25 protein-coding genes are annotated in these 26,358 nt (G+C 66.6%); 14 read left to right on the forward strand and 11 right to left on the reverse strand.

What is annotated here, in order from left to right:
- From VLR48_RS11590 to VLR48_RS11610, 5 genes are all read left to right on the forward strand, one after another.
- On the forward strand, window positions 1–837 hold an 837-nt coding region (locus VLR48_RS11590; RefSeq protein ID WP_325291936.1), incomplete at its 5' end, for an RnfABCDGE type electron transport complex subunit C.
- Between the two features lies 1 nt (window position 838).
- Window positions 839–1,930, forward strand: a complete 1,092-nt coding sequence (locus VLR48_RS11595; protein WP_325291937.1) for an RnfABCDGE type electron transport complex subunit D — start codon at window positions 839–841, stop codon at window positions 1,928–1,930.
- The gene (locus tag VLR48_RS11600; protein WP_325291938.1) at window positions 1,927–2,607 is read left to right on the forward strand and encodes an RnfABCDGE type electron transport complex subunit G; all 681 of its coding nucleotides are present in this window, start codon (window positions 1,927–1,929) and stop codon (window positions 2,605–2,607) included. Before VLR48_RS11595 ends, VLR48_RS11600 begins: the two co-directional genes overlap by 4 nt.
- Before the next feature lie 52 nt (window positions 2,608–2,659).
- On the forward strand, window positions 2,660–3,361 hold the full coding sequence (locus tag VLR48_RS11605; RefSeq protein ID WP_325291939.1) for an electron transport complex subunit E: 702 nt from the start codon (window positions 2,660–2,662) through the stop codon (window positions 3,359–3,361).
- A 70-nt stretch (window positions 3,362–3,431) separates the two neighbouring features.
- Window positions 3,432–3,713: an RnfH family protein gene (locus VLR48_RS11610; RefSeq protein ID WP_325291940.1), complete on the forward strand. Its 282-nt coding sequence runs from the start codon at window positions 3,432–3,434 to the stop codon at window positions 3,711–3,713.
- A gap of 56 nt (window positions 3,714–3,769) precedes the next feature.
- On the opposite strand, the gene VLR48_RS11615 is transcribed toward VLR48_RS11610, so the two are convergent.
- The 5 genes from VLR48_RS11615 to VLR48_RS11635 form a co-directional block, all read right to left on the reverse strand.
- Window positions 3,770–4,849, reverse strand: coding sequence for a glycosyltransferase (locus tag VLR48_RS11615; protein WP_325291941.1), 1,080 nt, complete (start codon window positions 4,847–4,849; stop codon window positions 3,770–3,772).
- A gap of 88 nt (window positions 4,850–4,937) precedes the next feature.
- Entirely contained in the window at window positions 4,938–5,195 is a 258-nt protein-coding gene (locus tag VLR48_RS11620) for a BrnA antitoxin family protein (protein WP_325291942.1), read from the reverse strand.
- A 104-nt stretch (window positions 5,196–5,299) separates the two neighbouring features.
- Window positions 5,300–6,406, reverse strand: coding sequence for a glycosyltransferase (locus VLR48_RS11625; protein WP_325291943.1), 1,107 nt, complete (start codon window positions 6,404–6,406; stop codon window positions 5,300–5,302).
- Window positions 6,403–7,440, reverse strand: a complete 1,038-nt coding sequence (locus tag VLR48_RS11630; protein ID WP_325291944.1) for a glycosyltransferase family 9 protein — start codon at window positions 7,438–7,440, stop codon at window positions 6,403–6,405. The genes VLR48_RS11625 and VLR48_RS11630 overlap by 4 nt, the downstream gene beginning before the upstream one ends.
- A complete protein-coding gene (locus VLR48_RS11635; RefSeq protein ID WP_325291945.1) occupies window positions 7,437–8,753 on the reverse strand; it encodes an O-antigen ligase family protein in 1,317 nt (438 codons plus the stop codon). Before VLR48_RS11635 ends, VLR48_RS11630 begins: the two co-directional genes overlap by 4 nt.
- 254 nt (window positions 8,754–9,007) lie before the next feature.
- Here VLR48_RS11635 and VLR48_RS11640 point away from each other — a divergent pair, with 254 nt between their 5' ends.
- From VLR48_RS11640 to VLR48_RS11650, 3 genes are all read left to right on the forward strand, one after another.
- The gene (locus VLR48_RS11640; protein ID WP_325291946.1) at window positions 9,008–10,189 is read left to right on the forward strand and encodes a glycosyltransferase; all 1,182 of its coding nucleotides are present in this window, start codon (window positions 9,008–9,010) and stop codon (window positions 10,187–10,189) included.
- Window positions 10,190–10,300: 111 nt separating this feature from the next.
- The gene (locus VLR48_RS11645; protein ID WP_325291947.1) at window positions 10,301–10,735 is read left to right on the forward strand and encodes a type II toxin-antitoxin system RelE/ParE family toxin; all 435 of its coding nucleotides are present in this window, start codon (window positions 10,301–10,303) and stop codon (window positions 10,733–10,735) included.
- Window positions 10,633–10,956 (forward strand): transcriptional regulator, encoded by a 324-nt coding sequence (locus VLR48_RS11650; protein WP_325291948.1) that lies wholly within the window; start codon window positions 10,633–10,635, stop codon window positions 10,954–10,956. The genes VLR48_RS11645 and VLR48_RS11650 overlap by 103 nt, the downstream gene beginning before the upstream one ends.
- Window positions 10,957–11,170: 214 nt before the next feature.
- Here VLR48_RS11650 and VLR48_RS11655 read toward each other — a convergent pair whose 3' ends face one another.
- The 3 genes from VLR48_RS11655 to VLR48_RS11665 all read right to left on the reverse strand — a co-directional run bounded on the left by VLR48_RS11655 (window position 11,171) and on the right by VLR48_RS11665 (window position 16,039).
- Window positions 11,171–12,292 carry a glycosyltransferase gene (locus tag VLR48_RS11655; RefSeq protein WP_325291958.1) on the reverse strand — a complete coding sequence of 374 codons (1,122 nt, stop codon included), beginning with the start codon at window positions 12,290–12,292 and terminating at the stop codon, window positions 11,171–11,173.
- A 2-nt stretch (window positions 12,293–12,294) separates the two neighbouring features.
- Window positions 12,295–14,124, reverse strand: coding sequence for an asparagine synthase (glutamine-hydrolyzing) (gene asnB / locus VLR48_RS11660; protein WP_325291949.1), 1,830 nt, complete (start codon window positions 14,122–14,124; stop codon window positions 12,295–12,297).
- A 271-nt stretch (window positions 14,125–14,395) separates the two neighbouring features.
- A complete protein-coding gene (locus VLR48_RS11665) occupies window positions 14,396–16,039 on the reverse strand; it encodes a tetratricopeptide repeat protein (RefSeq protein WP_325291950.1) in 1,644 nt (547 codons plus the stop codon).
- A 403-nt stretch (window positions 16,040–16,442) separates the two neighbouring features.
- Between VLR48_RS11665 and VLR48_RS11670 the strand changes: the two genes are divergently transcribed.
- Complete coding sequence (locus tag VLR48_RS11670; protein ID WP_325291951.1) at window positions 16,443–17,318, forward strand: CPBP family intramembrane glutamic endopeptidase; 876 nt, start codon at window positions 16,443–16,445, stop codon at window positions 17,316–17,318.
- Between the two features lie 45 nt (window positions 17,319–17,363).
- Here the strand turns inward: VLR48_RS11670 and VLR48_RS11675 are convergent, their stop codons facing one another.
- Complete coding sequence (locus VLR48_RS11675; RefSeq protein WP_325291952.1) at window positions 17,364–18,116, reverse strand: LytTR family DNA-binding domain-containing protein; 753 nt, start codon at window positions 18,114–18,116, stop codon at window positions 17,364–17,366.
- 298 nt (window positions 18,117–18,414) lie between these two features.
- Between VLR48_RS11675 and argH the strand changes: the two genes are divergently transcribed.
- Entirely contained in the window at window positions 18,415–19,830 is a 1,416-nt protein-coding gene (gene argH, locus VLR48_RS11680; protein WP_325291953.1) for an argininosuccinate lyase, read from the forward strand.
- The gene (locus VLR48_RS11685) at window positions 19,820–20,203 is read left to right on the forward strand and encodes a nucleotide pyrophosphohydrolase (protein WP_325291954.1); all 384 of its coding nucleotides are present in this window, start codon (window positions 19,820–19,822) and stop codon (window positions 20,201–20,203) included. The genes argH and VLR48_RS11685 overlap by 11 nt, the downstream gene beginning before the upstream one ends.
- A gap of 195 nt (window positions 20,204–20,398) precedes the next feature.
- On the opposite strand, the gene VLR48_RS11690 is transcribed toward VLR48_RS11685, so the two are convergent.
- Window positions 20,399–22,447, reverse strand: a complete 2,049-nt coding sequence (locus tag VLR48_RS11690; RefSeq protein ID WP_325291955.1) for an elongation factor G — start codon at window positions 22,445–22,447, stop codon at window positions 20,399–20,401.
- A 33-nt stretch (window positions 22,448–22,480) separates the two neighbouring features.
- Here VLR48_RS11690 and VLR48_RS11695 point away from each other — a divergent pair, with 33 nt between their 5' ends.
- Entirely contained in the window at window positions 22,481–23,446 is a 966-nt protein-coding gene (locus VLR48_RS11695) for a L,D-transpeptidase family protein (RefSeq protein ID WP_325291956.1), read from the forward strand.
- Here the strand turns inward: VLR48_RS11695 and VLR48_RS11700 are convergent.
- Window positions 23,425–23,622 carry an alanine-zipper protein gene (locus tag VLR48_RS11700; RefSeq protein WP_007192175.1) on the reverse strand — a complete coding sequence of 66 codons (198 nt, stop codon included), beginning with the start codon at window positions 23,620–23,622 and terminating at the stop codon, window positions 23,425–23,427. The genes VLR48_RS11695 and VLR48_RS11700 overlap by 22 nt on opposite strands.
- Before the next feature lie 435 nt (window positions 23,623–24,057).
- On the opposite strand from VLR48_RS11700, the gene VLR48_RS11705 reads away from it, so the two are divergent.
- Both VLR48_RS11705 and VLR48_RS11710 read left to right on the forward strand, forming a co-directional pair.
- Window positions 24,058–24,669, forward strand: a complete 612-nt coding sequence (locus tag VLR48_RS11705) for a chorismate--pyruvate lyase family protein (RefSeq protein ID WP_325291959.1) — start codon at window positions 24,058–24,060, stop codon at window positions 24,667–24,669.
- A 42-nt stretch (window positions 24,670–24,711) separates the two neighbouring features.
- Window positions 24,712–26,358: stage II sporulation protein M (locus tag VLR48_RS11710; protein WP_325291957.1), on the forward strand; the 1,647-nt coding region annotated here is incomplete at its 3' end.

Here is a 26,358-nt window from a genome sequence, read left to right on the forward strand (position 1 = left end):
GATCCCCGGATCCGCATTGCCCGTCTGCCGACCCGTTATCCGATGGGGTCCGAGAAACATCTGGTGCAGGCGCTGACCGGTCGCGAGACCCCCGCGCGCGGACTGACCGCGGACATCGGCGTGGTCGTGCACAACGGCGCCACCGCCTTTGCGGTCCACGAGGCGCTGCGTTTCGGGCGGCCGCTCGTCTCGCGCGTGGTGACCGTCAGCGGCGCCGCCATCTCCCGGCCGCGCAACCTCCGGGTGCCGCTGGGTGCGCGGGTTCAGGATCTGCTCGACTATTGCGGCGGTTTCACCGAAGAGCCGGCCGAGCTGATCAGCGGCGGTCCAATGATGGGGCAGCCCCTGCCGAGCACCCGTGTGCCGATGGTCAAGGGCAGCAACGGCGTGCTGGCACTGACCGCGCGGGAGGTCGACCGGCGCGAGCCCATGCCCTGTATTCGGTGTGCGACCTGTGTTCAAGCCTGCCCCTGCGGGCTGATGCCGCTGGAGATGGCTGCGCACACCCGCGCCGGAGACCTCGAGGGCGCCGTCGGCCTGGGCTTGATGGACTGTATCGGTTGCGGCTCCTGCGCCTATGTCTGCCCGGCCCACATCCCGTTGGTGCAGTACTTCAACTATGCCAAGGGCGAGATGGCAGCGCGCGGGCGTGCCAAGCAGAAGCTGACCGAGACCAAACGACTCGCCGAGCAGCGCACGGCCCGGATGGAGGCGATCAAGCAGGCCAAGCGCGAGGCCATGGCAAAACGTAAACGCGAGGCCGCGGCACAGAAGGCAATCTCGGAGTCCACCCAGGCGTCCGGGGCCGAGCAACCAGCGGCCGCCGCGGAGGCCTGAGATGCAGATCGAGACCCCGGCAGCACTCGCAGGCCCCTACGCCCACGCCCGCACCAGCATTCAGCGCACCATGGGGCTGGTGATGCTGGCGCTCTTGCCGGCGACACTCTTCGGTTTCTGGCAATTCGGCTGGCCGGCGATCTTTCTCTTCTTCGCCACACTGGGCACCGCGGTCCTTGCCGAGGCGGTCTGCCTGCGGATCGCGGGCAAGCCGCAACGTCCATACCTGCTCGACGGCTCGGCCATGCTGGCCGGCTGGATCCTGGCGGTGAGTCTGCCGCCCTGGGCACCCTGGTGGATAGGTGCGATCGGCGCCCTGCTGGCCATCGTGGTCGCCAAGCAGGTCTTCGGCGGCCTCGGTCAGAACCTCTTCAATCCGGCCATGGTGGCGCGGGTGGCCCTCTTGATCTCCTTTCCCTTGGAGATGACCAACTATGTCCAGCCCATGCCGCTGTTTTCCGCCGATGCGCCGGGATTCCTGCAGAGCGTGGGGATCAGTCTAGGCCGGCCAGGTTTCGATGCCGTCAGCGGCGCGACCCTGTTGAGCCATGTGCGCACCGAGCTCAGCCAGGGCCTCACCCTGACCGAGATTCTCCCCGACATGGGTTACCTCTTCTCCGGTGCCGTCGGAACCATCGCCGGCAGCATGGGCGAAACCTCGGCCCTGCTGATCCTGCTCGGGGGGCTCTTTCTGCTGGCCAAGCGGGTCATCACCTGGCACACGCCGGTGGCCGTGATCGGCAGCCTCGCGATCCTCGCGACCCTGATGAATCTTTATGACCCGGAGCACTATGCCGGCGCCCTCTATCACATCGTCTCGGGCGCGACGCTGCTGGTGGCCTTCTTCATTGCGACCGACCCGGTGACCTCGCCCGTCTCCAAGATGGGTCAGATCGTCTTCGGGGCCGGCTGCGGCGTCCTGGTCTATGTCATTCGGACCTGGGCCGGCTATCCGGAAGGTGTCGCCTTCGCCATCCTGCTCATGAACGCCTGCACCCCCATGATCGACCACTATATCCGTCCACGGGTCTACGGACGCGATCGCCGGGGCACGCCGATCGAATACGCGGACAACGCCGAGATGCGCAAATGACAGCCGTGGCCGAACCCAGCTATCGCAAACGCATCGGCTACCAGGCCGGTCTGCTCGGCGGTTTCACCCTGATCGCCGCGGCCCTCCTGGTGATGGCCGATATCGCCACGCGCGACACCATCGCACTACGCAAGGCCGAGGACCTCAAGGCGTCGCTGGCGGAGGTGATCCCGCCCGCGATCCACGGCAACGATCTGCTGGCCGATCCACTGACGCTCGAGGGTCCGGACGGGTTGCCCCTGACGGTCTACCGCGCACGACAAGGACTTCAGGTCACCGGGGTCGCCTATCGGGTGAGCGGTGTCGGCTATGCGGGCCCGATCGAGCTGCTGCTGGGGCTGGATGCCGCCGGAACTGTCCTGGGGACGCGCGTCCTCTCGCATGCGGAGACGCCCGGGCTCGGCGACAAGATGGAGGTCGCCAAAGGGGACTGGATCCTGGGCTTCGACGGCTTGAGGCTCGGCAATCCGCCGGCCGAGCGTTGGGCGGTGAAGAAGGACGGCGGGGATTTCGACCAGTTTACCGGGGCCACCATCACCCCTCGCGGAATCCTCGCCGCCCTGCGGAGCGGGTTGGAGTTCTTCGAGAAGCACCGCGACGACCTGACCGCCTCCGCGGTCCTCCAGGTCGACAGCCCCGACGCGGCGCGCGCCGCACCGACCCAGCCGGGATCCTAGCCCTGCAGCACCTTAGCGGGACATTCCGCGAGATCATGGTACCGAGGCTCAGATGAACACAGCGACAGACACCAAGGATCGAACCCAGTGGGGCAAGATCGCCCGAGACGGCTTCTGGGACAACAACGTCATCCTGGCCCAATCGCTCGCCCTCTGCCCGCTGCTTGCGGTCACCGGGACGGCGACCAACGGCCTCGGCATGGGATTGGCGACCACAGCGGTGCTGGTGGCGTCCGGGCTGATGATCTCCTTGTTGCGTGGACTCATCACGCCCGACGTGCGTATCCCGGTCTTCGTCCTCATCATCGCGGTTCTGGTGACCTTGGTGGACCTCGGGCTCAACGCCTGGCTTCATGATCTGCACAAGGTCCTGGGGCTCTTCATCCCCTTGATCGTCACCAACTGCGCGATCCTGGGGCGCGCCGAGTCCTTCGCCTCGCGCAACCGGGTCATGCCCGCCGCCTTCGACGGGCTCATGATGGGGGTGGGCTTCACCTTCGCCCTGGTGCTGCTCGGCGCGATCCGCGAGATCATCGGCAGCGGCACCCTCTTCGCCAATGCGGCCTCGCTGCTCGGCGAGGGCATGGCGTTCCTGGAGCTCACCTTGATCCCGGACTACCGAGGTTTCCTGCTCGCGATCCTGCCGCCGGGTGGGTTCCTTGCGCTGGGTTTCCTGCTCGCCGGAAAACGTATGCTCGATACCAGGATCGCAGCGGCCAAGCGGACCCGGGCCGCGGCCGGCGCGGTCGCCTGAAGCTGATCCGACCGCGTTCCGGCTCGCAGAGAACGCGCGTCTTCTATTTGAACGATCGAGGATTCGAGCCATGCACGTCGGTGTCGCCTACGCGGACAAATTCAAGCAGACCTGGCTCAAGCTCGACGTCCCGGACGGGAGCACCGCGCGCGAGGCGATCGAGCGTTCCGGGCTGCTGGACCAGTTTCCCGAGATCGATCTGGCGGAGAACAAGGTCGGCATCTTCGGTCGGCTGATCAAGCTCGAAACCCGTCTCAGCGACGGCGATCGGGTGGAGATCTATCGGCCCATCACCGCCGATCCGGAGACCGTCGAGCGACGCGATCAGGGGGAGACGGCGGAGACTGAATGACACCGATGTTCGGACATCGAAACGGTGTTTTCTGAGATCCCACGCCGGGTGGCTGCTCAGCCGCCGCCGGCAAGTCGTCGATAGAGATCCAGATACTGGTCCAGGACGGCAGCGCGGCTGAAGTCGCGCAGCACTCGGGCATGGCCGCGCTCGGCGAGGCCGGATATGAGCGTCGGGTCGGACAGGACCTCTCGAATCCCCTCGGCGAGCCCGGCCGCATCCGCGCAGGGCACGGCCCATCCGTCCTCGCCATGCCGCACGATCTCCCGCGCCCCGCGGAAGTTGGCCGTCACCAAGGGCTTGCTCCACGCCCACGCCTCCAGGATGACATTGCCCATCGGCTCCTCGTCCAAGGACGGGAAGACGACGAGATCAGCCATCTGCAGATAGGCCGAGGGATCCTTCTGCCAGCCGGTCCAGAGGATGCGCTTGTCCTGTCCGACCTCGATCGCCTGACGCTGCAGCGCCGGCCCCAAGGGTCCGTCGCCGACGATGATCAGACGCAGCGGTCGCCCGTCGATCGTTTCCGGGAGCCGGGCCATGGCATCGACGAGGTGCCGATGTCCCTTGAAACCGACCAATCGGCCCAAGGTGACCATGACCAGGGCATCGTCCGGGACCGCATACCGAGCGCGCAGCTCGGCCACCTGCTTCGGCGCCACCGGATGCACCGGCTCGGCGAAGTTGTAGATGTGATGGACCCGATCCGCCGGCAGGCCGTTTCGGATCATCCAATCGCACAGCTGCTTGGTGTTGCCGATCCAGCCGTGGGCATGTCGAAAGGGTCCGAGCGCGTAATAGCCGCCGAGCCGGGCGAGATGCACCGGCCCTTTCGACGGGCTGATGTGCGTCAGCCGGGTGGCCCTCCCCATATAGGTCTGGACGATGTCCGGGCGCACCCGGGCGATGGTGCGCGAGACGGCATCGCGCGAGAGCGGATCCCAGGTGGTGAGAAAGGGCAGGCGATGGACCTGGAGCGACCCGTAGTCGAGATCGTCGAGACCGCTGCCGCGGCGGATCGCCAGGTCGACGGGGGCACCGCGCTCGGCGAGCGCAAGGCTGAAGCGGATCGCCCAACGCTCGGCACCGCCGAGGGCCTTGCTGGCGACCATTTGGAGACTGGATGGATCAGACATAGAGGGTTGGAGTCGATGATCGATCTGGCATGTCGAGCGGGTTGGATCGGCGTGACATGACGCAGGTCGTCGTGTCGAGCAACTGTTCTCAGCTCGCCGCTCGCCGCTCTTCGCGGATGACCTTGCGGAGCGTGTCTTCAAGCAGGTCGCCGGATCGGCGCTGGATATGCTCGCGCAGCGCTGCGTTGATCAGCGCTTGGTAATCGCCGCCTCCGGCATCCGTGACCTGTCGGCGGAACCAGGCGATGACCTCGTCATCAAGGTGCAGCATGATTTCGGTTCGACCGGGTGGCGCGGGCACAACGGCTCCACGCTTTCCGGAGCTGAAGTCGTAGGTCTTTTTCATGGTTTAAGAGGCATATGCTTTTCGCTCGCCCGCGTCGGCCCTGCGAGCGGAGATGAACGCCCAAAGCCTGCGCATCGGGGCTGCAAAGGTCAAGTAGAAATCCGTCACCCCGGTTCGGAGCGCAGGGCCTCTTCGCGCGACAGCTCGCGATAGACCGCGAGATTGCCCTCCACCATGGCATCGATGGAGAACTCACGCGCCATCAGGGCTTGTCCGCCTGCACCGAGTCTTCGGCGACGCTCGGGGTCGGCGAGCAGTGCCTCGATCGCAGACCTCAATGCCGCGATGTCGCCCGGGGGCACCAAGAGCCCGTTCTCGCGGTCGCGCACGGCCTCCGGGATGCCGCCGACGCGGCTCGCGACGATCGGCACGCCGGCGCTGGCGGCCTGGAGCAAGGAGACGCCGAGCCCTTCCATGCGTGCCGGGTGGACAAGCAGGTCCAGGCAGGGCATGAGCTCGGCGAGATCGTCGCGGAATCCGAGGAGCCGGACACGCCCGGTCAGACCCTTCCGGTCGATCTGTGCCGCGAGCGCCTCCGCGATCGGCCCCTTCCCGAAAAAGAGCACCTGCAGACCGGGATAGCGATCCATCAACGGGGGCAGTGCCTCGATCAGATCGGCGTGCCCCTTGCGCTGAATGAGTTGGGCGACGACCCCGATCAGGAGTGCATCCTCGGGCACCCCGAGTCGGGTGGCGATCGAGGCGCGCGCGCAGGGCCGGGCGAAGGTGGCATAGTCGACCGCGCTGCGCACGACCCGCAGCCTCTCGGCGGGCAGTCCCTCGGCAAGCAGCACGTCGCGAATCCCCTCCGAGATGGCCACCACGCGGTCGAAGAGCCGGTATTTGAGCGCGACCAGCCAGCGCGGCTCGGGGTTGTCGACCCGGCGGGTGTGGATGACCGGCACACCGCTCAGGCGCGCAGCAATCCCGCCCATGACATCGGCACCGATGCGGCTGTGCAGGTGCACTAGATCCGGCCGGCTCGCACGGATCAGGTGTCTCAGACGGACGACCATCGCCAGGTCCAGATCGCCGCGCATCCGAAGGACATAGACCCGCGCAACGGGCGCAGCGGCCTCGGCCAGGGCGCATCCGGCGGGGCAGGCGAGCAGGTTCTCGTGACCGCGTGCAGCGAGTCCGCGCAGCAGGTGCAGCACCTGATAGGCCCCGCCGTAGAGATGGCGCCCGCCTTCGACGTGAAGGATCCTCACGGCGCAGCCCCGAGCACGCCGCGGGCCGCGTCCAGGATCTCCTCGATCGTGATCAGACGCATGCAGGTGAAGGCCCCGTCGCAGGTCGGGCGACGTTTGCAGGGCGAGCAGTCGAGCTTGTGATACAGCACCCGGGCGTTGGCGCGGGTGGTGTCGAGATAGGGACAAGTCGAGCCGAAGAGGAGCAGGCTCGGGGTGCCGAAGGCGATGCCCATGTGACCCAGTCCCGTATCCACGCCGATCAGAAGCGAGGCGCGCTCGATCAGGGCCGCGGCCTCGATCAGGCTGGTGCGACCCGTGAGGTCGACCAAGGGGGTGTCGACGGCATCGCTGATCCGCGTCGCGGCCTCGCGGTCCGCCGGACCGCCCACCACGACCGGCGTCAGGCCGAGATCCGTCCGGATGCGTGCCGCCAGCGGTGCCCAACGCTCCTCGATCCAGTGTTTTTGCGGACGCGTCGTGAAGGGGCAGAGCACCGCAAAGCCGTCGCTCAGATCATGCTCGGCGATGACCCGATCGGCGAAGTCCGCCTCGGTCTCGCCGTAATACAAGGCCATCGCGAAGTCATCCGCCGGCAGACCCAAGGTCTGTGCCAGATAGAGATACTCCGATCCGATACGCCTGGGATCCCCGCCGCGCTGAATCGTCCGCGTCATCAGCCAATGGCTGCCCTCGCGCGAGCCCAGACCGATCCGCTCGCGAGCACCCGAGAGCCGCGCCAAGGCGCTGCTCTTGAGCAATCCCTGAAGGTCGATGGCGAGATCGAAGCGCCGCTCGCGCAGGGTCGTCCGCAGTGCCGCGATGCCGGACATCAGCTCGCGCAGACGCCGCTCGCGCCACAGGCGCCGCCAGTGACCGAGCGGGCAGACGACGACCTCGTCGAGATCCGGGTGTCGGTCCAGCAGGGCGCGATACTCGGGCTGCACCAGCCAGGCGATGTGCGCCTGCGGATAGGCACGCCGCAGGGCCGTGATCAGGGGCGAGGCGAAGACGATGTCGCCGATCGCCGAGAGCCTGACGACGAGGATCTTCACCCGCGGTCGTCTCCCGGCGGCTGCGTCAGCCGCGCGAGACGGAAGCTGTAGGCAGACCCGGCGAGCAGGATCCAAAAGACCATCCAGTCGCTGCGCACCACGCGATAGTTGAACAGATTCCAGATGAGCACGAAGACGAGGGTGACCAAGAAGAGACGGCAGAGGTCAACCGGGATGCGCCCGGCGCGACATTCGTTGCCGGTCGAGCGCACCAGCGTCCAAACCAGCGCGACCGCCAGGAGCAAACCGACGGTGCCGAACTGAAACAGGGTCTCCGCGTAGGCGTTGTGCAGGTGCGGCAACCAGTTGACGTTGTCCATGAGGGTGTCCGCTCGCCCGCTGGCGGCGATCCATTCGCGGCTGGTGCCTGCACCCCAGCCGAACCAGGGGTGTTCGCGCCATTTCTCGACGGTGAAGAGCAGGGCGTTGACGCGCAGGCCAACCGGGTCGGAGGTCACCTCGGTCACATCGCCGCTGATCACCTGTTGCAGGGTGTCGGTCTGGTCGGTGAGCCGCATCTCGATCGTCTGATACTGGCTCGACAGGATGGCTCCGAGGGCGGCGGCGATCAGCAGGATCGCAAGCCAGCGTCGGCGTGCGGGTCTTACCGTCGTCGCCTGTCGCGCTCGCCATTCCATCAGCATCAAGACCGCCAGCCCGCCGAGAAATCCAAGCCAGGAGCCGCGCGATTGGGACAGGAGCAGGCCCTCCAACAGAATCAGCAACCAGATGGACCAGAGCGTGATGGCGAGCCAACGCTGCCAAGGTCGGTCGCGTTCAATCCAGAAGGCACGACGCGTCGCGAGGAGCCCGAGGGCCCCGAGTCCGGCGAACATGCCGAAGGCGATCGCCGGCAGGTAGGACTCGAACCGGGTCGAGAAGAAGGCGGCGTCGAAGGTCGCCCAATCGATCTTGCGCAATGTCGCGAGGGTGAAGCCGGCGAGCCCGAGCAGCAGGATCAGCCGCACCCGATCCGGACGTCCGGCGGCCCAGTAAGCGAGGGGGATGAAGAGCAGCAGCTTCACCCAATCCGTTCCGTTGTCGATGACGGCCTGCGACAGCGCCGGGTTCTGCTCCAGAAAATAGGCGATCGCGCTGTGCAAGGCGACATAGAGGCCGAAGGCCAGGGCCAGCAGGGCGACCGGATCCCCTGCGAGGCGGCGCCAGGCGTCGAATCGGATCAGGAAGGCCAGGCTCAGCAAGACCAGGCCGACGGTGGCCGGCGTGATCCCGAGCAGCCCGAAGAACGCAAAGACATAAAGGCCGACGAGACCGGCACGTGACCAACCGTCGGTCGGCACGATGTTCGGCATAAGTCGGGGCGTCTCGGGCAAGGTCAGCGTCTCGAAGGGTTCGCGGGATGAGGATCTCGCCTCTGGACGGGTATGATACGCGCGATCGCGTACCCGGGGTGCACCGGAGCGCCGGCTTCGATGGACGTTGCCGTCGGCGGGTATTCAGCGCCCGAAACGCCGGGTTGCAGCCGGTGCTCCGGCCGCCCTGTCTGTACAATTCGACATCCTATACAAGACTCGGCCCGATCCGACCGCCGTGTCGAGGACGATCAATGCCCGTCATTCCCTCGTCGAATCAACCCATCGCCGAACCTTCGTCTCATCCGGCGCCGAACTCGGCGTCGCGCCCGGTCTGCCTCTTTATCCCGAGCTTCGGCGACGGCGGGGTGGAGCGCATGATGGTCAACATCGCCCGCGGGATCGCCGATCAGGGTGTGCCGGTCGACTTCGTGGTCGGCCGACGCGGTGCACCCTTTCTGGACAGTCTGCCGGCAACGGTGACCCTCCATGCGCTCGGCCGTACCCCGCCGCGGGAGCGACAGCGCTTCCTCGCCGAGTATGTCGAGCGTCGTCGACCCTCCGTCGTCCTGTCGGCCAAGACCGAGGACGACCGCATCGCGCTCGCCGTCAAGGCGGCCTCGTCGACCGACACTCGCTATTTCCTGCGCCCCGGTACCACCATGTCCGAGCGCTGGCGTGCACGCGGGAAGAATCGGCTCAAACGATGGTGGGAGCAACGCGAGCTGCGGCGTCTCTTCCAGCGGGCCGACGGGGTCGTCGCCGTGTCCGAAGGGGTCGCGGCCGACATCGCCGAGGTCACGGGCATCCCGCCGAGCCGCATCCGGGTGGTGCGCAACCCCAACATCACGCCCGAGTTCTACGAGCAGGCGCGGGAACCGCTCGATCACCCCTGGTTCGGCCCGGACCAGCCCCCGGTGATCATGGGCGTCGGCGGCCTACGGACCCAGAAGGACTTCGCGACCCTGATCAAGGCGTTCGCCCTGCTGCATGGGCGCCTGCCCTGTCGGCTGATGATCCTCGGCCAGGGCCGCCAGCAGGGGCGCCTCCTGCGCGTCGCGCGGGATCTCGGAGTTGCGGACGATGTGTCCCTGCCCGGTTTCGAGCCCAATCCCTACCGCTTCCTGGCGCGCGCCAAGCTCTTCGCCCTCTCCTCGCTCTGGGAAGGCTCGCCCAATGTCCTGACCGAGGCGCTCGCGCTGGGCACGCCCGTGGTCTCGACCGATTGTCGCAGCGGACCGCGAGAGATCACCCGCGACGGTGCCTTCGGCGCCTTGGTGCCCGTCGGCGACATTGATGCACTGGCCGCAGCCATGGAAGAGACCTTGCGTAATCCGCCGTCGCCCGACGTCCTGAAGGACGCGGTGCAGGAGTATCGGATGGACATCAGCGCACGGCGCTATCTCGCGGCCTTCGGGCTGATTGCCGGGGGTTGATTCGACAGCAATCCGGACCCGTTGCGGGATGGGTCATGACGTGGATTCCGGAAAGGTTGAAGCGAACGGAATTCTGTTCGAATAAAGGTTACCTATGCGTTACCATGACTCATGGTCGAGGTAGTCCAGTACGAGACGCAAGCCGGGGACTGTCCCTTCGGTACGTGGTTCGAAGATCTCGATGCGCGGGCCGCGGCGAGGGTCCGCGCGGCGATTGCCCGCATCGAGACCGGGAATTTCGGGGACGTGAAGCCGGTCGGGGAGGGCGTCTCCGAACGGCGGATCGATTTCGGTCCGGGATGCCGGGTGTATTTCGGGCAGGAGGGGCAACGGCTCGTGATCCTGCTCGTGGACGGAACGAAAACGCGGCAACAGCGCGACATCGAGCAGGCCAAGGCATACTGGCGCGATTACAAACACCGTAAGATAAGGAGCGTGATGCCATGGCGCTCACCAGAAATTTCAAAGATACCGTCAAGGCCCGCGCCGAGCGTGATCCGGAGTTCCGGGTCGCCCTGCTGGAAGAGGCCCTCGATGCCTTTCTGAATGCCGATCTCGATACCGGCAAGGTTCTCCTGCGCGACTATGTCAACGCGACCGTCGGGTTCGAGCAGCTTGGGGCGCAGCTCCACAAGAGCCCGAAGAGCCTGATGCGGATGCTCAGCGAACAGGGGAACCCACGCGCCGACAACCTCTTCGCCGTGGTCGCGTATTTGAAGGCGCATGAGGGCGTCTCCTTCAGCGTGCAGCGCGCGGCGCATTCCTAACAGAAGGCACGAAGCGTTCGGCGATCAGGAGCTGTGCCGGCGAGGAGGGTAAACGGGGTCGGTGCCGAGTCGGAGCCCTTTGATCGCTCCGCCCTCGCCCGATGTCTGCAAGGAGGATGCGGTGCATGATTATCGGATCGACATCAGCGCACGGCGCTATCTCGCGGCCTTCGGGCTGATCGCCGAAAGCTGATCGGCAAGAATCAATCGGCGCTTACCCCGCCCACCGCGGCAACCGCATGGCATCCAGATAGGCATCGGTGCTCGCTTCGATCTCGTAGGGTCGGGCGGCGTCCCGAAGCAACGCGTCCGGCGGCGGCGCGTCCAGGGTCTGAATCATGGCGTGGGTCAAGGCGGCATCGTCGCCGACCGGCACCAAGGGGCCGATGCGTCCGTCCTGCAGGATCTCGCGCGGGCCGCTCGGACAATCGGTCGCTACCACGGGTGTGCCGACCGCGAGTGCCTCGATGATGACGAAGCCAAGCCCCTCCCAGCGCGAGGTGAAGGCGAAAAGATCGGCATGGGCCATGAGGGCATAGGGCTCGGGGACGAAACCGGGCAGGGCGACATCCTCGGCCACGCCCAGCTCGGCGGCGAGCGCGAGCAGGCGCTCGCGGGCGCGGCCTTGGCCCAGGATCATGAGGCGGCACGGGCGCTCGGTCCGCACCCGCGCGAAGGCGCGCAGCAAGGTCTCGAAATCCTTGCGTCCGCAAAGCTCGCCTGCGCCCAAGATCAGAGGCATGTCGGAACGGCCGAGCCAGGGGTGATCCGGACGCGCTAAGGTCTCCGTAAAGAGCGACGCCGGCACCACGGGCGAGGGCACGACACGGATCCGCTCGCGCGCCAAGCCGGTGTAGCGCGCCATGTCGTCGGCCACGCCGGCGCTGGTTACGATCACCTGATCGGCGAAGGGATAGAGCCGTCCCATGGAGGTGCGCTGGACCCAGCGCTCGAGCGCGCCGCGGGTCGCCAGATCGATCGAGATGGTCGTCCCCGAGCTGAACACCAGGCGCGTCGGCACGCGGGCAACCCAGGCGGCAAGCAGTGCAGTGCGATTCACCCGATCCTTGTCCGAGAGCATCACCGCCGGACGCTCGCGGCGCAGATAGCGCACCAGCGCCGGCAGGCAGGCGTAGGTATGCCGAGAGCCCAGATCGACCACCGAGACCCCGTCCGGGATCGCGTCTAGATACGGCCCATGCCGACGGACCTTGAGCAGATCGACCCGATAGCCCCGACGCGCCAAGGCCGGAATCAGATGCTTGGCCGCACGGTCGACCCCGCTGTGACCGGAGGTCGAGAAGAAGCAGGCAATTCTGGGGGCGCTCGTCGCCATGCTCAGGTGCTGCTCGCGATCCAATCCAAGGGATCCTCGTCGGGCGCGGGTGTGAGCCCGGGCTGCTCGATGAAGAGCCGATGCCAGATGGCGAACTGCATGAGACCGAACAGCTCGCGACCGCCACCCTTGGCGGCCTGACGGGCGGCGACCAGATCCGGGATGGCATCCACGCGGAACCACTCGCGGATGCCCCGGCTCCGTGCCAGACGCTCGCCGACGCGGGCCGCGACATCACCGGTCAGCCAGTCGCCGACCGGGACATGGAAACCGCGCTTGGGCCGCGTCAGGTGTCCCGGCGGCAGCAGGGGCTCGGCCCAGCGCTTGAGCAGCCATTTGCCCTGATGGCCTTTGACCTTGAGCCCATCCGGCAGCGACAGGCCGAATTCGACGATGCGATGGTCGAGGAAGGGCACACGCCCCTCCAGCCCGAAGCCCATCAGCATGCGGTCGGTCTTCACCAGCAGGTTGTCCGGGAGGGCCGTGACCAGGTCGGTGTACTGGCGTCGCTGCAGGTCGGACCACCCCTTCGGGGTCGATCGCCACGCCTCAAGAAAGGACGCGCGATCCGGCGTCCTGACCGACCGGAGCGCCGGCCCGAACAGTCGTCGCGACCAGTGTCCGGACCACTGACCACGGGTGCGGAAACCGCCGCTGCCCGGGCCGAGCAGGCCCTTGATCCAGCGCTCGGCCGGCGGCGGGCGATACCGGCCGTAGCCGGCGAAGACCTCGTCGCCGCCCTCGCCCGAGAAGACCACCTTCAGATCGGCTGCGGCGGTCTGGGCCAGGATCGAGGTCGGCAGGTTGGCATAGTCGCGCATCAGCTCGTCGGCCGCCCAGACCGTATGGGGGATGCGTGCGAAGACCTGTTCGAGTTCGAGCGCCAGGGGGCGGTGATCCAGCCCGAAATGGGCCGCGACCCGCGCGGCTTCGTCCAGCTCGTGCGCCATCGCGGTGCCGCGATAACCGACCGAGAAGCTCTTGATGCGACCGGCCCCGTGGGTGTGCAGCAGCGCGGCCAGCACGGCAGAGTCCACACCGCCCGAGAGAAAGAGACCGAAAGGCACGTCCGAGCGCATGTGCTCGCGCATGGCCTCGTGCATGAGCCCGCCCAGCTCGGCTTGCGCCTCCTCGAGGCCGATCGCGCGGGGCGCGATATCGAGCGCCGACCAGTAGCGCCTGTGCTCGATGCGCAGATCCCGATCGATGATCAGGATCTCGCCGGGCGGCACCCGTCGGATGCCCTCGAGGATCGTCTCCTCGCCGCTCGCGAACTGATTCTGCAGGAATTGCCGCAAGGCGACCGGGTTCACGCGGGGCTGCCCCGGCAGGATCGGCAGGAGCGCCTTGATCTCGGAGGCAAAGGCGATGCGATCGGGCAGCCGCACGTAGAAGAGCGGCTTGATCCCGAGTCGGTCACGCCCGATGATCAGCCGACCTTCGTGTGCATCGTGGAGGGCGAAGGCGAACATGCCGCGCAGCTCGGCGGGGAAATCCAGCCCGTGCATGGCATAGGCGTGCAGGATGGTCTCGGAGTCCGAGTCGGTGCGCGGCTCGCGACCCTGCGCACGCAATGCCGCATTCAGCTCGATATAGTTGTAGACCTCGCCGTTGGCCGCCAACGCGAGCTGCCCGTCTGCCGAGACCATCGGCTGATGCCCTGTCGCGAGCCCGATGATCGACAGCCGTGTCTGCGCCAACCCGACCGGGCCGTTGCAATGGATGCCGTGATCGTCCGGGCCGCGATGGGCCAGCGCCGCAGCCATCAGCCGCAGCGCCTCCGGATCGGGACGCTCGCCATTCCGCAACATAAAACCCGCGATCCCGCACATCAGCGGGTCGACTCGGTGCGAGCGAGAGGCGGGGTCGGGGTCAATTCCATGGCGGCGCGGGGATCCGAGTCATTGGCCTGGTGCATCCTGATCTGGGCACGACGACCTCGTCGGCGCGCGCCATTGTCGGACGAGCCGATCGGCCCTGACAAGGCTCATGCGCCGTGCATGGCCCGATGGCCGCTGCGCGACGCCGAGATTGCCGGGGGCGGTGCCCGGGCCTCGCTCGTCAACCCGGATTACTTTGATCGGACACCGCGCCTAAAGCCCGCTAAAGGCGCGAGCCTTCGATCTCGATATCGGCCTCGGACCAGACCTGCAGGAATCTCTGTCTCGCGGCCTGCGCGTCCGCGGTTCTTCCCTGCGCGGCCAAACTCTGCCCCAACCCGACCAGCGCCCAGCCGTTGTCCGGGTAGATCTCGAGATCTTTTCGGTACACCGCCTCTGCCTCGGCCGGGCGCTCCGCGGCGAGCAGTGCCAGCCCGAGGTGGTGGCGCGCCGGCACGTACCAGTCCGAGGGCTCGACGTAGGTCAGCCCGTCTTCAAGACTCACCGCGGTTGCGAGATGTCCGACCGCGGCATCCGGCTGGCAATCCTCCATCGCGATCTCCCCGGCGAGCACTTCACGCGCGATCGCGAGGATCTGAGCCATGGTGTTGGTTTCCCAGATTCGAGTGGCCGACATCTCCGGATCGTTGGCGATCCAGGTGAGCGCAGCAAGGGACTTCCTCGCCTCGTCCAGATCGAACGCACGCGCGTGTGCCAGCCCCCGGGCGAAGTGCCAGATGCCGGTCGGGTAGATCAGATCGTCCGCCGGCTTGGGCTCGGCGAGCAGCGCATCCCACAGGCCAAAGCGCACCATGACGAAATACGGCAGGGCCCAATAATGCTGCAGGGTTTCGTAACCGGCCTCGCGCATGAGCTTCGGATCCTGGTGTGCACGCATGTGTCGCGCAGCATCGAGGGCCTTTTCGCTTTCACCGATGAAGCTCGCTGCCGCGGCGAGAAAATGCTGGTTGTGCGGCATGTAGGCCACCGGGTAGAGACCTTGGGCATGGCACTGCGCGATGTAGGCATCGTCGGCAGCGATGGCCTTCTCGTTGGCGAGCACCGCCTGCGCGTAACGCCCGACGCGGATATAGATGTGCCCCGGCATGTGCACCAGATGACCGGCACCCGGCACCAGGTCGCGCAGTCGATCCGCCGCCGCGATGCCGCGCTCGGGATGGACCTTCTCGACGGCATGGATATAGAGATGGTTGGCCAGCGGGTGATTCGGGTGCTCTGCGAGCACGGTCTCCAATGTCGCGAGGATGGTTCGGGTGACGGGCTTGGGCGAGCCGTCGTCCTCCCAGTAGTCCCAGGGCGTGGTGTCCATCAGGGCCTCGGCATAGAGGCTCGCCGCATCCGGGTCGTCGGGAAAGCGCTCGGCCACGTTGCCCATCGCCTTCGCATAGGCTTGGTCGAGCGCGCCGCGGTCTTCGGGTGCATGCTCGGCATAGCGCTTGGCGAGTGCCTCGATGTAGGCCCTTTCGCGCTCGGTGGCCGAGTCCTCGAGGGCCAGGGCGCGTTGCACGGCTGCATAGGCGCGGGGATTCTCGCCCACATCCATCCCCGCGTTGATGTTGGGGCCGAGCACCAACGACTCTCCCCAGAAACACATGGCGCATTCGGGGTCGAGGATCTGCGCTTGGCGGAAGGAGCGTGCGGCCTCCTGATGGTTGAAACCGAACGACAACACCAGGCCTTGGTCGAAATAGCGCTGCGCCTGCGGCGAGAGGGTCGTGATCTCGTGATGGTGGCTGCCCAGTCCTTCGAGGAGCGGGGCGATCGGTGGTTCGGGGTCCGCCGCGGCAAGCAGCGATATGACCATGAGCGAACCGAAAGACACTGCTGGAATGTCGCGAAGGTTCATGTTGACCTCCCGGGCGATGGGTCGCCCGCACCTGAGTCGGGGGTGTGCGCACCGGTTACGTCTTGGTTTGCGCCGGGGGCCGGGGAAGGGGACGGGCACGGTTGCCCCGGCGCCGACCGGACGTGCATCCGGATGCTCTCAAGCATAACTTTAGCAAAATAATCCGATTGGGCTAGTCGGGTTTTCGCGCGGCCGGCCGGGTCTTTGTCTGGACGGGTGGGCCGACGGCCCGTCATGCTCGCCCCGATCGACGACCGATCCTGGTCGCGGCGACATCCCGACGCGTAAAATCGCCCGACACCCCGACCATGTGTCTTCACCTTGTTGCTCGGCGCGAGCGACCCGGCTTCCGGGCCGTGTCCAACCTCGGCCGGCAATTCGCAGCCCCGCCCGGTTCCTCTCCATGCGCCTTACCGCTGTCTTCTTTGGCTACCTCCTCGCCTGCCTCGCCCTGGCCGCGCTCTTGACCTATCCGGTCATGTCGACCGGCTGGCTGGACGAAGATCCGCAGCGGGTCATGGGGCGTTTGGCGCAGGTCTTTATCCTGCTCGGCGTCTGGCCCTTTCTCAAGCGCCTGCAGCTCGCGGACCGGACCGCGCTGGGTTACGGCATTGCAAAGCCGGACTTCCGACGCGCGGTCGCTCTGGGCTGGGTCGAAGGGGTGGCGATCCTCCTGGTGCTCGCGTTGGCCCTCGTCGCCCTGGAGATCCGTCTGCCCGACGCGGATCTCGAGTTGTGGCCCTACCTGGCGAAGAAGGCCCTTCAGGCCCTGATCGGCGGTCTCCTGATCGGCGTGCTCGAGGAGACCTTCTTCCGCGGTGCGCTCTACACGGCGATCCGTCGGCGCGACGGTGTCGCCGCGGCCGTGGTCTGGACCGCGTTTCTGTACATGCTGGTCCACTTCATGAAGCCGAGCGCCTTGCCCGAGGGGGTGCCCTTCGATTGGCCGGGCGCTTGGCAGATGTTCGGCGCCGTCTTCGTCGACGTCTTCCAGTGGAAGCATCTGAGCTCGATGGCCGCACTCTTCATGGTCGGCGTCTTTTTGGCCTTGGTACGCGAGCGCACCGGGCACATCGCCTGGGGGATCGGGCTTCACGCGGGCTGGGTCTTCGTGATTCAGGTGACGCGGCGGATGACCGACGGCAACCCGGATGCGCCGGCCGCCTTTTTGGTCGGCAGCTACGACGGCATCATCGGCTGGCTGGCGGCGGTTTGGATCGGCCTGCTGGCGCTTGTCTTTTGGGGATGGACGCGACGCTCGAGGTCCGAGGTGGCTTGAGTCGAGTGTTCGGGAAAGGGCGGGTCAGCCGCGCATCCGCTGCTCTCAGTCGTCTGCCTGCATCCAGCGGCGAACCTCGGGCAGGTGCCTGCGGCTGATCCGGAGCTGTTCAGCACAATCGCGCAGCTGAATGAATGATCCTCCGTCCGCGCGTTTCTCCAAACCGGCGACCCGATCGCGCGCGACCAGTGCGTTGCGATGAATACGCAGGAAGCGCTCGGCGAACTCCTGCTCCAACGTCCGCAGCGACTCGTCGATCAGGAGCTCGCCATCGAGATGACGCACCGTCACGTATTTGTGCTCGGCGCGCAGATAGATGACGTCCTCGATCTGCACGGTGCGCAGCCCGCCCCGGTAATGGGCGCTGATGTGGCGCCGTGGGGCAGCTCGAGACGGCTCCCGTTCGCATGGCGAGGCCGGCCCGATACATGGAGCCGGCGTCGGATGTTGCAGTCGCGTCAGTGTCTCGCACAGGCGCTCGGGGCATACCGGCTTCACCAGACACCCCGCGAGCTGGTTGCCGAACGCAACCAGGGCCTCGTGCTCGAAGGCCGTCACCAGGACGACCGCCGGGGCGGGATCCAGCGCGGCCAGTGCGCGCGCCGCCTCCAGCCCGTTCATGCCGGGGATCTGCACATCCAGCAAGACCAGATCGATCCTCTGCTTCCTGCAGATCTCGATCGCCTGCAGTCCGTCGGTCGCTTCCCCGGCCAGCGTGTAGCGCCCCTCGGTGTCGGCCAGCAGTCTCCGAAGCCGTTCGCGTGCCTGTGCTTCATCGTCGACGACCAGGATGTTCATAACCTTTTCCATGGATCAGGTCTGGACCAGGTTGACAATGGTGCTTTGTCGGCCGAGCAGGAAGTGCTGCAGAATACGTCCGGTAAGCCCGGCGAGGCGCATCTTCGGGCTGGCCTTCCATCGACGCGGCTACTCGCTCTTCAAAGATAGCCCACGATCATTTTACTCGGGTTTGCGCCGATGCCGACATCGCGTGTTCAGGCTCGGTGGTTTGCTCGTTCCCTGCACGACGCGTGCGATCCATCCGGCGCAACGCCAGCGTGTAGAATCCTCGGATCGAACCTATTCGGATCCCGAGATGCATCAGCCAAGCTCTTCCGCCAAACCTTGGGCCGGACGCTTCAATGCGCCCACCGACGCCTTCGTCGAGGCATTCACCGCCTCGGTCGACTTCGACCGACGGCTCTATCGCTACGATATTCAGGGCTCGATCGCCCACGCCACGATGCTGGCCCGTCAAGGCATCCTGAGCGATGCCGAGCGCGACGCCATCGTCTCCGGGCTCGAGACGGTGCGCGAGCGCATCGATGCCGGCGCCTTCGAGTGGTCGATCCCGCTCGAGGATGTCCACATGAACGTGGAATCCGCCCTGACCGAGCTGATCGGCGATGCCGGCAAAAAGCTGCACACCGGGCGCTCGCGCAACGATCAGGTGGCGACCGATGTTCGGCTCTGGCTGCGCGACGAGATCGATCTGATCCGCGCGGCCATCGCGCGCCTTCAAGCGGCCTTGCTGGATCTCGCCGAGCGCGAGGCCGAGACCATCATGCCCGGCTTCACCCATCTGCAGGTCGCTCAACCCGTCACCTTCGGCCATCACATGCTGGCTTGGTTTGAGATGCTGGATCGCGATCGCGAGCGCTTGGCCGATTGTCGGCGGCGTATGAACGTGATGCCGCTCGGGGCCGCGGCGTTGGCCGGCACCACCTATCCGATCGATCGGGCCTACACCGCGGAACTGCTCGGTTTCGATCGGCCGGCGGAGAATTCGCTCGATGCCGTGTCGGACCGCGATTTCGCGATCGAATTCACCGCGGCCGCGGCCATCCTCATGATGCACCTGTCGCGCTTCTCCGAAGAGCTGATCCTCTGGTCGTCGAGTCAGTTCGGCTTCATCGAGCTCTCCGACAGCTTCTGCACCGGCTCCTCGATCATGCCGCAGAAGAAGAACCCGGACGTGCCCGAGCTGGTCCGCGGCAAGAGCGGGCGCATCTTCGGACACCTGATGGGACTCTTGACCCTGATGAAGGCCCAGCCCCTGGCCTACAACAAGGACAACCAAGAGGACAAGGAGCCGCTGTTCGACACGGTCGACAATCTGAAGGGCTCGCTCAAGGTCTATGCCGAGATGATGCGCGAGGTCGCCTGCAACCACGCGCGGATGCGCACCGCCGCGGCCCAAGGCTTCAGCACCGCGACCGATCTCGCCGATTACCTGGTCCGCAAGGGCATCCCGTTCCGCGATGCGCACGAGATCGTCGGCAAGGCGGTCGGGCTGGGGGTGCGCGAAGGGCGGGATCTTGCCGAGCTGACGCTGGAGGAGCTGCGCGGATTCTCGGATGCGATCGAGGCCGATGTCTTTGCCGTGCTGACGCTGGATGGCTCGGTCGCCGCACGCGATCACCTCGGCGGTACAGCACCGGCACAGGTCCGCGCCGCGATCGAACGGGCGCGGGCCCGCTTGGCCGACATGGGCACGCGGGATGTCGGATAGCCTGGATCAGCTCAACGCGCGTCTACTCGCCTTCGCCCGCGAGCGCGACTGGGAGCAGTTCCACTCGCCCAAGAACCTCGCCATGGCCTTGGCTGGCGAGGCCGGCGAGCTGCTCGAACACTTCCAATGGCTGAGCGAGCAACAGAGCGCCGAGCTGAGCGCCGAGAAGAAGCGGCAGGTCGCCCACGAGCTGGCCGACATCCTCAACTACCTGGTCCGCCTGGCCGAGCGGCTGGATATCGACCTGCTGGCCGCCGCCGACGAGAAGATCGCCATCAACGCCGCGCGTTATCCGGCGGACAAGGTGCGCGGGGATGCACGGCGGGCGAGCGAGTATGGGGACGAGGATACAAGCCTGGACGGTTCAGCTTGACGGGTTGCCGGCGGCAACCCGGGTACGCGAGAACGTCGTCGTCGGTCGGTTTGCCGAATCGGCTCCTGATTGGCAAGGAGATTCAGCTACGCGTCGAATCCACGGTGCGGGGCGGGGCCGCAAGTCACCAAGAGCCCGCCTGTGTCGGCCAAGGTGCACCGATCCGAAGGCACCACATGTTGCGCCTGGCGCGGTTTAGACGTCGAACCTGTCGAACTCCATGCTGAACTGCCCCCGGCCTTGGGTGAGGCTGCGCAGCGCGGTGGCATAGCCGAGCAGGGGTTCGAGGGCGGCCTCCGCGCGGATCGCGATGTCTTCGCCGACGGACTCGGTGCCTTGGATCAGGGCGCGTCGCGCCTGTAGGTCGCCTAGGACCGTGCCGAGGCTCGGCTCCGGGATGACGACCTCGACCCGCATGATCGGATGCATCGCCGCCGGCTCGGCGCGTTCGAGCGCTTGGCGCAGCGCCTTGGATGTCGCCGCGCCGAGCGCCTCGGGGCTCGATGCCGCGCCGAACAGCTCGACCTCGGTGATCCGCACCTGGATGTCCTGCACTTGGACGCCGAGCAAAGGTCCGGCCGCCAGGGTCGATCTCAGTGACTGCTCGATCGCCTCGCGTTGTGCCGTGCTTGCATCCGCGCCTTCGGGGATGACGTGGGCCGCCCATTCGATCCGCTCGCCGTTCCCGCGCGCGAGCGGCTCGACCGCGAGTGCGACGCGCGCCATGAGATCCTGCTGACGCGGATCGGGTGTCGGCGGCGGCGCAAACACCACATCCGCCGAGGCCGGCCGGCGGATGGTCTCGCGCACGGCGACGGCCGGTCGGCCGCTGCGGATTCGGACGCCGAACTCGCGCTCGATGCGCTCGAGCACGATCTGGAGATGCAGCTCCCCCATGCCGCGCAGCAGTCGTTGGCCGGTCTCGGGATCCTCTTCGACGCGCAGGGTCGGGTCCTCCTGTTGGACCTTGTCCAAGACCTCGAGCAGCTTCTCCTCGTCCGTGCCGGCGGCGGGCTCGATCGCCAGGCCAAGCACCGGGGCGCGGGCCTCGATCCGTTCCAGGCTCAGCAGGTGGCCGGGGGCGCAGAGCGTATCGCCGGTCGAGGCGTGGCGCAGTCCGGCCAGGAGGACGATCTCGCCGGCCTCGCCCCGATCGATGCGGGTCTTCTTGCCGGCATCCACGTCGAAAAGCCGTGCGACCTGCTCGCGCCGAGCCCCGCCGCTCGGGGTCGGCACCTCTACCGTGTCGCCCGGCGCCAAGGTCCCGCGATAGATCCGCGCAAAGACATGACGGCGTACGTCCCAGAGTTGGACCTTGAAGGCGAGGGCCGCCAGCGGACCCTCGGTGCCCATGGCGATCTCGACCTCGGTCCCGTCCGGCAGCACGGCATGGGCCGACGGTCGGTCGAGCGGCGCGGGCAGGAAATCGACCACCCCGTCGAGCAGCGGTTGAACCCCGAGATTGCGGAGCGCACTTCCGCCGTAGCAGGGACAGAAGCGGCCCGCCAGCGTGCCGCGACGGATCGCGGCACGCAGAGCCTCGGGCCGCGGCGCCTCGCCGGCCAGCACGCAGTCGGCCAGGTCCTCGTCCATCTCCGCGGCGGCCAGATAGAGGGACTCGCGCAGATCCGCGAGCGCGTCCCAGAGCGCGTCGGGACAGGGCTCGGCGACGAGCGCGTCTCCCTGCTCGCCGAGGAAACCAATTCGCCTTCGCTCGATCAAATCCACGACCGCGCCCTCCTGCGGGAGCGGAAAGGTGATGGCGACCGGCTCGATCTTCAGGCGCCGCCTGACGGCGTCGAGCGCCCGCCGGTAGTCCGCCCCCGGGCGGTCCATCTTGTTGACGAAAAAGAGTGCGGGCAGATTGAAGCGGGTGCGTTGACGCCACACCGTCTCGGTCTGGGGCTCCACGCCCCGCACCCCGTCGAGCACCAGGATGCAGCCGTCGAGCACGCGCATGGCGCGCTCCACCTCGATCGTGAAGTCCACATGACCGGGCGTGTCGACGACCTGAAGCAGGTGCTCGCGCCAGGGTGCCTTGGTCACGGCGGCGGTGATGGTGATGCCGTGCTGCTGCTCCTCGACCATGTAGTCCATGTGGGCGGCGCCGTCGTGGACCTCGCCGATCTTGTAGGAGGCGCCGGTGTAGAAGAGGATTCGTTCGGTCAGCGTGGTCTTGTCCGCGTCGACGTGGGCAGCGACGCCGATGTTGCGGACGTGAGACAATCGCGACAGTTTTTTCATCCGATTTCAACCGATACAGAAGCGAGTGAGTCTATGAGCGATTTTGATGTTGGCCGACGCAAACGCACTTGGATCGCTACGGCGGTCTGCGCGTCCCTGTTGGGCGTCGGGGCAATCGACGGCGCCGAGGCCGAGACCTTCCGGCTCGAGAACCCGAACGATTCGGTGGTGGGGGTCCCCTTCTACTTCAAGGCGCGCGCCCAGGATACCTTGCTGGACGTCGCACGCCAGAACGGGCTGGGTTTCGACGATATGCGTCAAGCCAACCCCGATGTCGATGTCTGGGTGCCCGGCGAAGGCACGCCCGTCATGGTTCCGGCCTTTTACGTGCTCCCGGATGCCCCGCGGACCGGTATCGTGATCAATCGTGCGGAAAAACGACTCTACTTCTTCCCGCCCAATGACCCCAACGAGGTGCGGATCTACGCCATCAGCGTCGGCAAGGACGCGATGGGCACGCCGCTCGGCAACTTCACGGTGATCGAAAAGCGCAAGGACCCGACCTGGACGCCCGGGCCGAACGTGCGGGCTGCCCACGCGGCTTACGGCGACATCCTGCCGGCGGTGGTTCCGCCCGGCCCGGACAACCCGTTGGGCAAGTATGCCATGCGTTTGAGCCGTCCCGATTACCTGATCCACGGGACCAGCCAGCCGTGGGGGCTCGGAATGGAGGTCAGCGGCGGCTGCATCCGCATGTACCCGGAAGGTATCGAGGAATTGTATGGTTTGACCGACATCACGACGCCGGTCAACATCATCGACCAAGCCTATAAGGTCGGATGGCGCGGCGACGAGCTTTACCTAGAGGTTCAGACCGGCGAGAAAAGCGTGCGGAAGAGCGCGCGAGAAGTGATCCCGCAATGGGTGAAGGACACCGAAGGTGTGACGATCGACTGGGAAGCGGTGGAGCGGGCGGTCAAAGAGGACACCGGCATCCCACAACTCGTGGGAAGCCGGCGCAGTCCCTCGGGAGGGTCTTACTTGCCCATGATCTTCTGATACATGCGGTCAAGACGCTCGGTGTTGGCGTTGCAGCAAGCCTGGGCACTGTTGGCAGTGTCCATGGCCTGCTGAGCCATGTCGCGAGCGGTCTGGTCGGTCGTGCAACCGCCCAGCAAGGAAACGCCGAGAACGGCAACAGCGGACAGGGAAGCGAGCTTGACAATCTTGGTCATCGTTTTAAATCTCCAAAGTTGGCCACTAGGCCCTATGTATATAACACATAACTGCGGGTTTTTCCGAACCTCGGGCCTCGTCCCGCCCGACGGTGCCGGGAAGGTCGCGGCCGAGGAAGGCCACTGATCTCGCACTTGTTGCTTTTGCCTCACACCGATAGGCGCAGGGCGCGAACCCCAGACGCGAGTCAGCGTACAGATTGAGGCAAATTTAGCCACGTATCAAGTCCGCCACGGTAGGGTGTGTAAGTTTTTTTCGGCGGCGGATCGACATCGCTCGCCGGAGCGCCGAACAGTGGCGATCCGTCGATCGAGAAGGTGCGTCTCCGTCCGTCCGAACTGGAACGCCGCACCCTCGTGGGGCAGAATGACGCCCGGTCGATGACGCCGATGATCCGACGGGATCAGGCCCTCGTCGGCCCGAAGGAGATCCAGATGCGCCGTTTCTACGGTCGTTCAGTGCAGGACCAGGGGGCGCCATCCGCTCAGGTATCCTTCCGTTGCGACGGATTCGTCCGCGACGGCGTCATCGCGGCCCCTCCCGGGGAGCCGGTGCCGCTGCGGGCGATTCCGGCGTTCCTGCGTGCGCTCCTGGTGACGGACGGGACCGTGACCAAGATCCTCGAGGCCTATTTCTGGGAGCCCGTCACGGTCGATACGCTCGAGCAGCGTTTCGAGACCGCCGAGGAGCCCGTTCCCGCAATCCAGGTTGCCCCCGGCGATCGCTGTCTGATCCGCGAAGCGCGGCTGCGCGGAACGGATTCGGGCCGCAGCTTTGCCGAGGCGTTTTCGCTGATTCGCACAGAGCTGATCCCGTCGGGCTTCCGGCAGCGCCTGATCGACCGCGAGATCGGCATCGGCGTGCTGATTCGCGACAGCGGTCTGGAGAGCTATCGCGAGGTTCTGGACGTCGGGATGGACGTGAGCTCCGACGGTAGTCCCGCCCTGTGCCGAACCTATCGCATCATCATCGAGCGGCGTCCGGTGATCCTGATTACCGAGTGTTTCCCGCTTGCGCTCTATGCCGGGGAGCGGGACCCCACCTGACCGGGCCCGACCCTCGCCGATCACTCTCAACCCGAACGGATCATGCCGCCCCCCGTCGATACCGTTCGGCTACACGAGACCCCGGAGGGCATCGACCTTGCGCTGCGGGTTGCCGGTCCGGCCCCGCGCGCCGTTGCCTACCTGCTGGATGTCTTGATCCGCTTTGCACTCCTGCTCGTCGTCCTGCCGCTCGCGGCCTTCGCCGGTTTCGGCACCGGGCTGATTCTCCTCGCCGTCTTCGGTCTGGAGTGGCTTTATCCCGTGGTTTTCGAGGTCCGCAGCGGCGCCACGCCGGGCAAGCGGATCATGGGCCTGCTGGTGATGCACGAGGACGGGACACCCGTGCGGTTGCCTGCATCCATGATTCGTAATCTGCTCCGGGTCGTGGACTTTCTCCCGATGCTCTACGGCGTCGGGCTTGTCAGTATGCTGGTGGATCGCGATTTCCGTCGGCTCGGCGATCTCGCGGCCGGCACCCTGGTGGTCTATGCCGATTCGCCGCCGGCGAAACCGAGCATCCCGCAGGTCGCCCCGCAAGCCCCGCCCGCCGGCCTGTCGGTCGAGGCGCAACAGGCGATCCTGGCCTTCGCCGAGCGCGGTCATGCCGTTTCCGAGGCACGCCGGATCGAGCTGGCCGAGATCCTCGCGGGCAGCGTCGGGCAGCGTCGGGCGGCGGGGCGAGGCCGCGGTTGCGCAGGTCAACGCCTGGGCCGCATGGCTTGCGCGCGGCGCGGGGAAGGGGCGCGGATGAAACAGGACGCCTTCGAGGCCGCCGCGTCGCCGATCTGGACCGACTATCGCGCCATGCTCGACGCACTCGAAAACCCGCGGCAACGGCGGGCACGTGCCCCGGACCTGACATCCTTTCCGCAGCTGCATCGACGCCTGTGCTGCGACTACGCGCTGGCCCGCAGTCGGCGCTACAGCCCCGGGTTGATCGCCGAGCTCGAGGTACTGGTGCGGCGTGGCCACCGCCAGCTCTATCGGCGACGATCGGCCCCGTTGCGATCCGTGCTCCATTTCATGGCCAAGCAGTTTCCTCTGACCCTACGTCGGCATTCGACGGTCTTTTGGATCGCGGCCGCGCTGTTTTTCCTACCGATGATCGGGATGGGGATCGCCGTTCATCAGGATGCGGATCTCGTGTACAGCCTGCTCGATGCCGAGCAGGTCGCCGAGCTCGAGTCGCTCTACGACCCCGCTCGGCACACCCCGGGACGCGCCGGCGAGCGGCAGGCGGACACGGACGTGGCCATGTTCGGCTTTTACGTCATGAACAACGTCGGGATCGGGTTTCGCACCTTTGCCGGCGGGCTGATCTTGGGGCTCGGCAGCCTGGTCATCCTGCTCGTCAACGGGCTGTCCATCGGGGCCGTCGCCGGGCACCTGACCCGCTTGGATTACGGCCACACCTTCTGGCCCTTCGTCAGCGGTCACGGGCCTTACGAGCTGACCGCGATCGCCATCTGCGGCGCGGCCGGATTGCTGCTCGGCCAGGCACTCCTGGCCCCCGGGCAGCGTACCCGACTCGCCGCTCTGCGAGCGACTGCCCGCGATGCCGTGATCCTTGTCGGCGGTGCGGCCGTTTTGCTGGTCTTTGCCGCCGTGATCGAGGCATTCTGGTCGGCAGGCGCCGCCCCGTCGGTGCTCAAGTACGGCGTCGGTGTCCTCGGGTGGATCCTGGTCGCG

Origin of the sequence: Thiocapsa sp. (assembly GCF_035467215.1) — a bacterium.
Classification (GTDB): Bacteria; Pseudomonadota; Gammaproteobacteria; order Chromatiales; family Chromatiaceae; genus Thiocapsa.

Bases quoted from the DNA above. Each gene is read 5' to 3' on its own strand.
- VLR48_RS11595 (WP_325291937.1), top strand. From the start codon at position 839: ATGCAGATCGAGACCCCGGCAGCACTCGCAGGCCCCTACGCCCACGCC.
- VLR48_RS11600 (WP_325291938.1), top strand. From the start codon at position 1,927: ATGACAGCCGTGGCCGAACCCAGCTATCGCAAACGCATCGGCTACCAG.
- VLR48_RS11605 (WP_325291939.1), top strand. From the start codon at position 2,660: ATGAACACAGCGACAGACACCAAGGATCGAACCCAGTGGGGCAAGATC.
- VLR48_RS11610 (WP_325291940.1), top strand. From the start codon at position 3,432: ATGCACGTCGGTGTCGCCTACGCGGACAAATTCAAGCAGACCTGGCTC.
- VLR48_RS11615 (WP_325291941.1), bottom strand. From the start codon at position 4,849: ATGTCTGATCCATCCAGTCTCCAAATGGTCGCCAGCAAGGCCCTCGGC.
- VLR48_RS11620 (WP_325291942.1), bottom strand. From the start codon at position 5,195: ATGAAAAAGACCTACGACTTCAGCTCCGGAAAGCGTGGAGCCGTTGTG.
- VLR48_RS11635 (WP_325291945.1), bottom strand. From the start codon at position 8,753: ATGCCGAACATCGTGCCGACCGACGGTTGGTCACGTGCCGGTCTCGTC.
- VLR48_RS11640 (WP_325291946.1), top strand. From the start codon at position 9,008: ATGCCCGTCATTCCCTCGTCGAATCAACCCATCGCCGAACCTTCGTCT.
- VLR48_RS11645 (WP_325291947.1), top strand. From the start codon at position 10,301: ATGGTCGAGGTAGTCCAGTACGAGACGCAAGCCGGGGACTGTCCCTTC.
- VLR48_RS11650 (WP_325291948.1), top strand. From the start codon at position 10,633: ATGGCGCTCACCAGAAATTTCAAAGATACCGTCAAGGCCCGCGCCGAG.
- VLR48_RS11655 (WP_325291958.1), bottom strand. From the start codon at position 12,292: ATGGCGACGAGCGCCCCCAGAATTGCCTGCTTCTTCTCGACCTCCGGT.
- asnB (WP_325291949.1), bottom strand. From the start codon at position 14,124: ATGTGCGGGATCGCGGGTTTTATGTTGCGGAATGGCGAGCGTCCCGAT.
- VLR48_RS11665 (WP_325291950.1), bottom strand. From the start codon at position 16,039: ATGAACCTTCGCGACATTCCAGCAGTGTCTTTCGGTTCGCTCATGGTC.
- VLR48_RS11670 (WP_325291951.1), top strand. From the start codon at position 16,443: ATGCGCCTTACCGCTGTCTTCTTTGGCTACCTCCTCGCCTGCCTCGCC.
- VLR48_RS11675 (WP_325291952.1), bottom strand. From the start codon at position 18,116: ATGAACATCCTGGTCGTCGACGATGAAGCACAGGCACGCGAACGGCTT.
- argH (WP_325291953.1), top strand. From the start codon at position 18,415: ATGCATCAGCCAAGCTCTTCCGCCAAACCTTGGGCCGGACGCTTCAAT.
- VLR48_RS11685 (WP_325291954.1), top strand. From the start codon at position 19,820: ATGTCGGATAGCCTGGATCAGCTCAACGCGCGTCTACTCGCCTTCGCC.
- VLR48_RS11690 (WP_325291955.1), bottom strand. From the start codon at position 22,447: ATGAAAAAACTGTCGCGATTGTCTCACGTCCGCAACATCGGCGTCGCT.
- VLR48_RS11695 (WP_325291956.1), top strand. From the start codon at position 22,481: ATGAGCGATTTTGATGTTGGCCGACGCAAACGCACTTGGATCGCTACG.
- VLR48_RS11700 (WP_007192175.1), bottom strand. From the start codon at position 23,622: ATGACCAAGATTGTCAAGCTCGCTTCCCTGTCCGCTGTTGCCGTTCTC.
- VLR48_RS11705 (WP_325291959.1), top strand. From the start codon at position 24,058: ATGCGCCGTTTCTACGGTCGTTCAGTGCAGGACCAGGGGGCGCCATCC.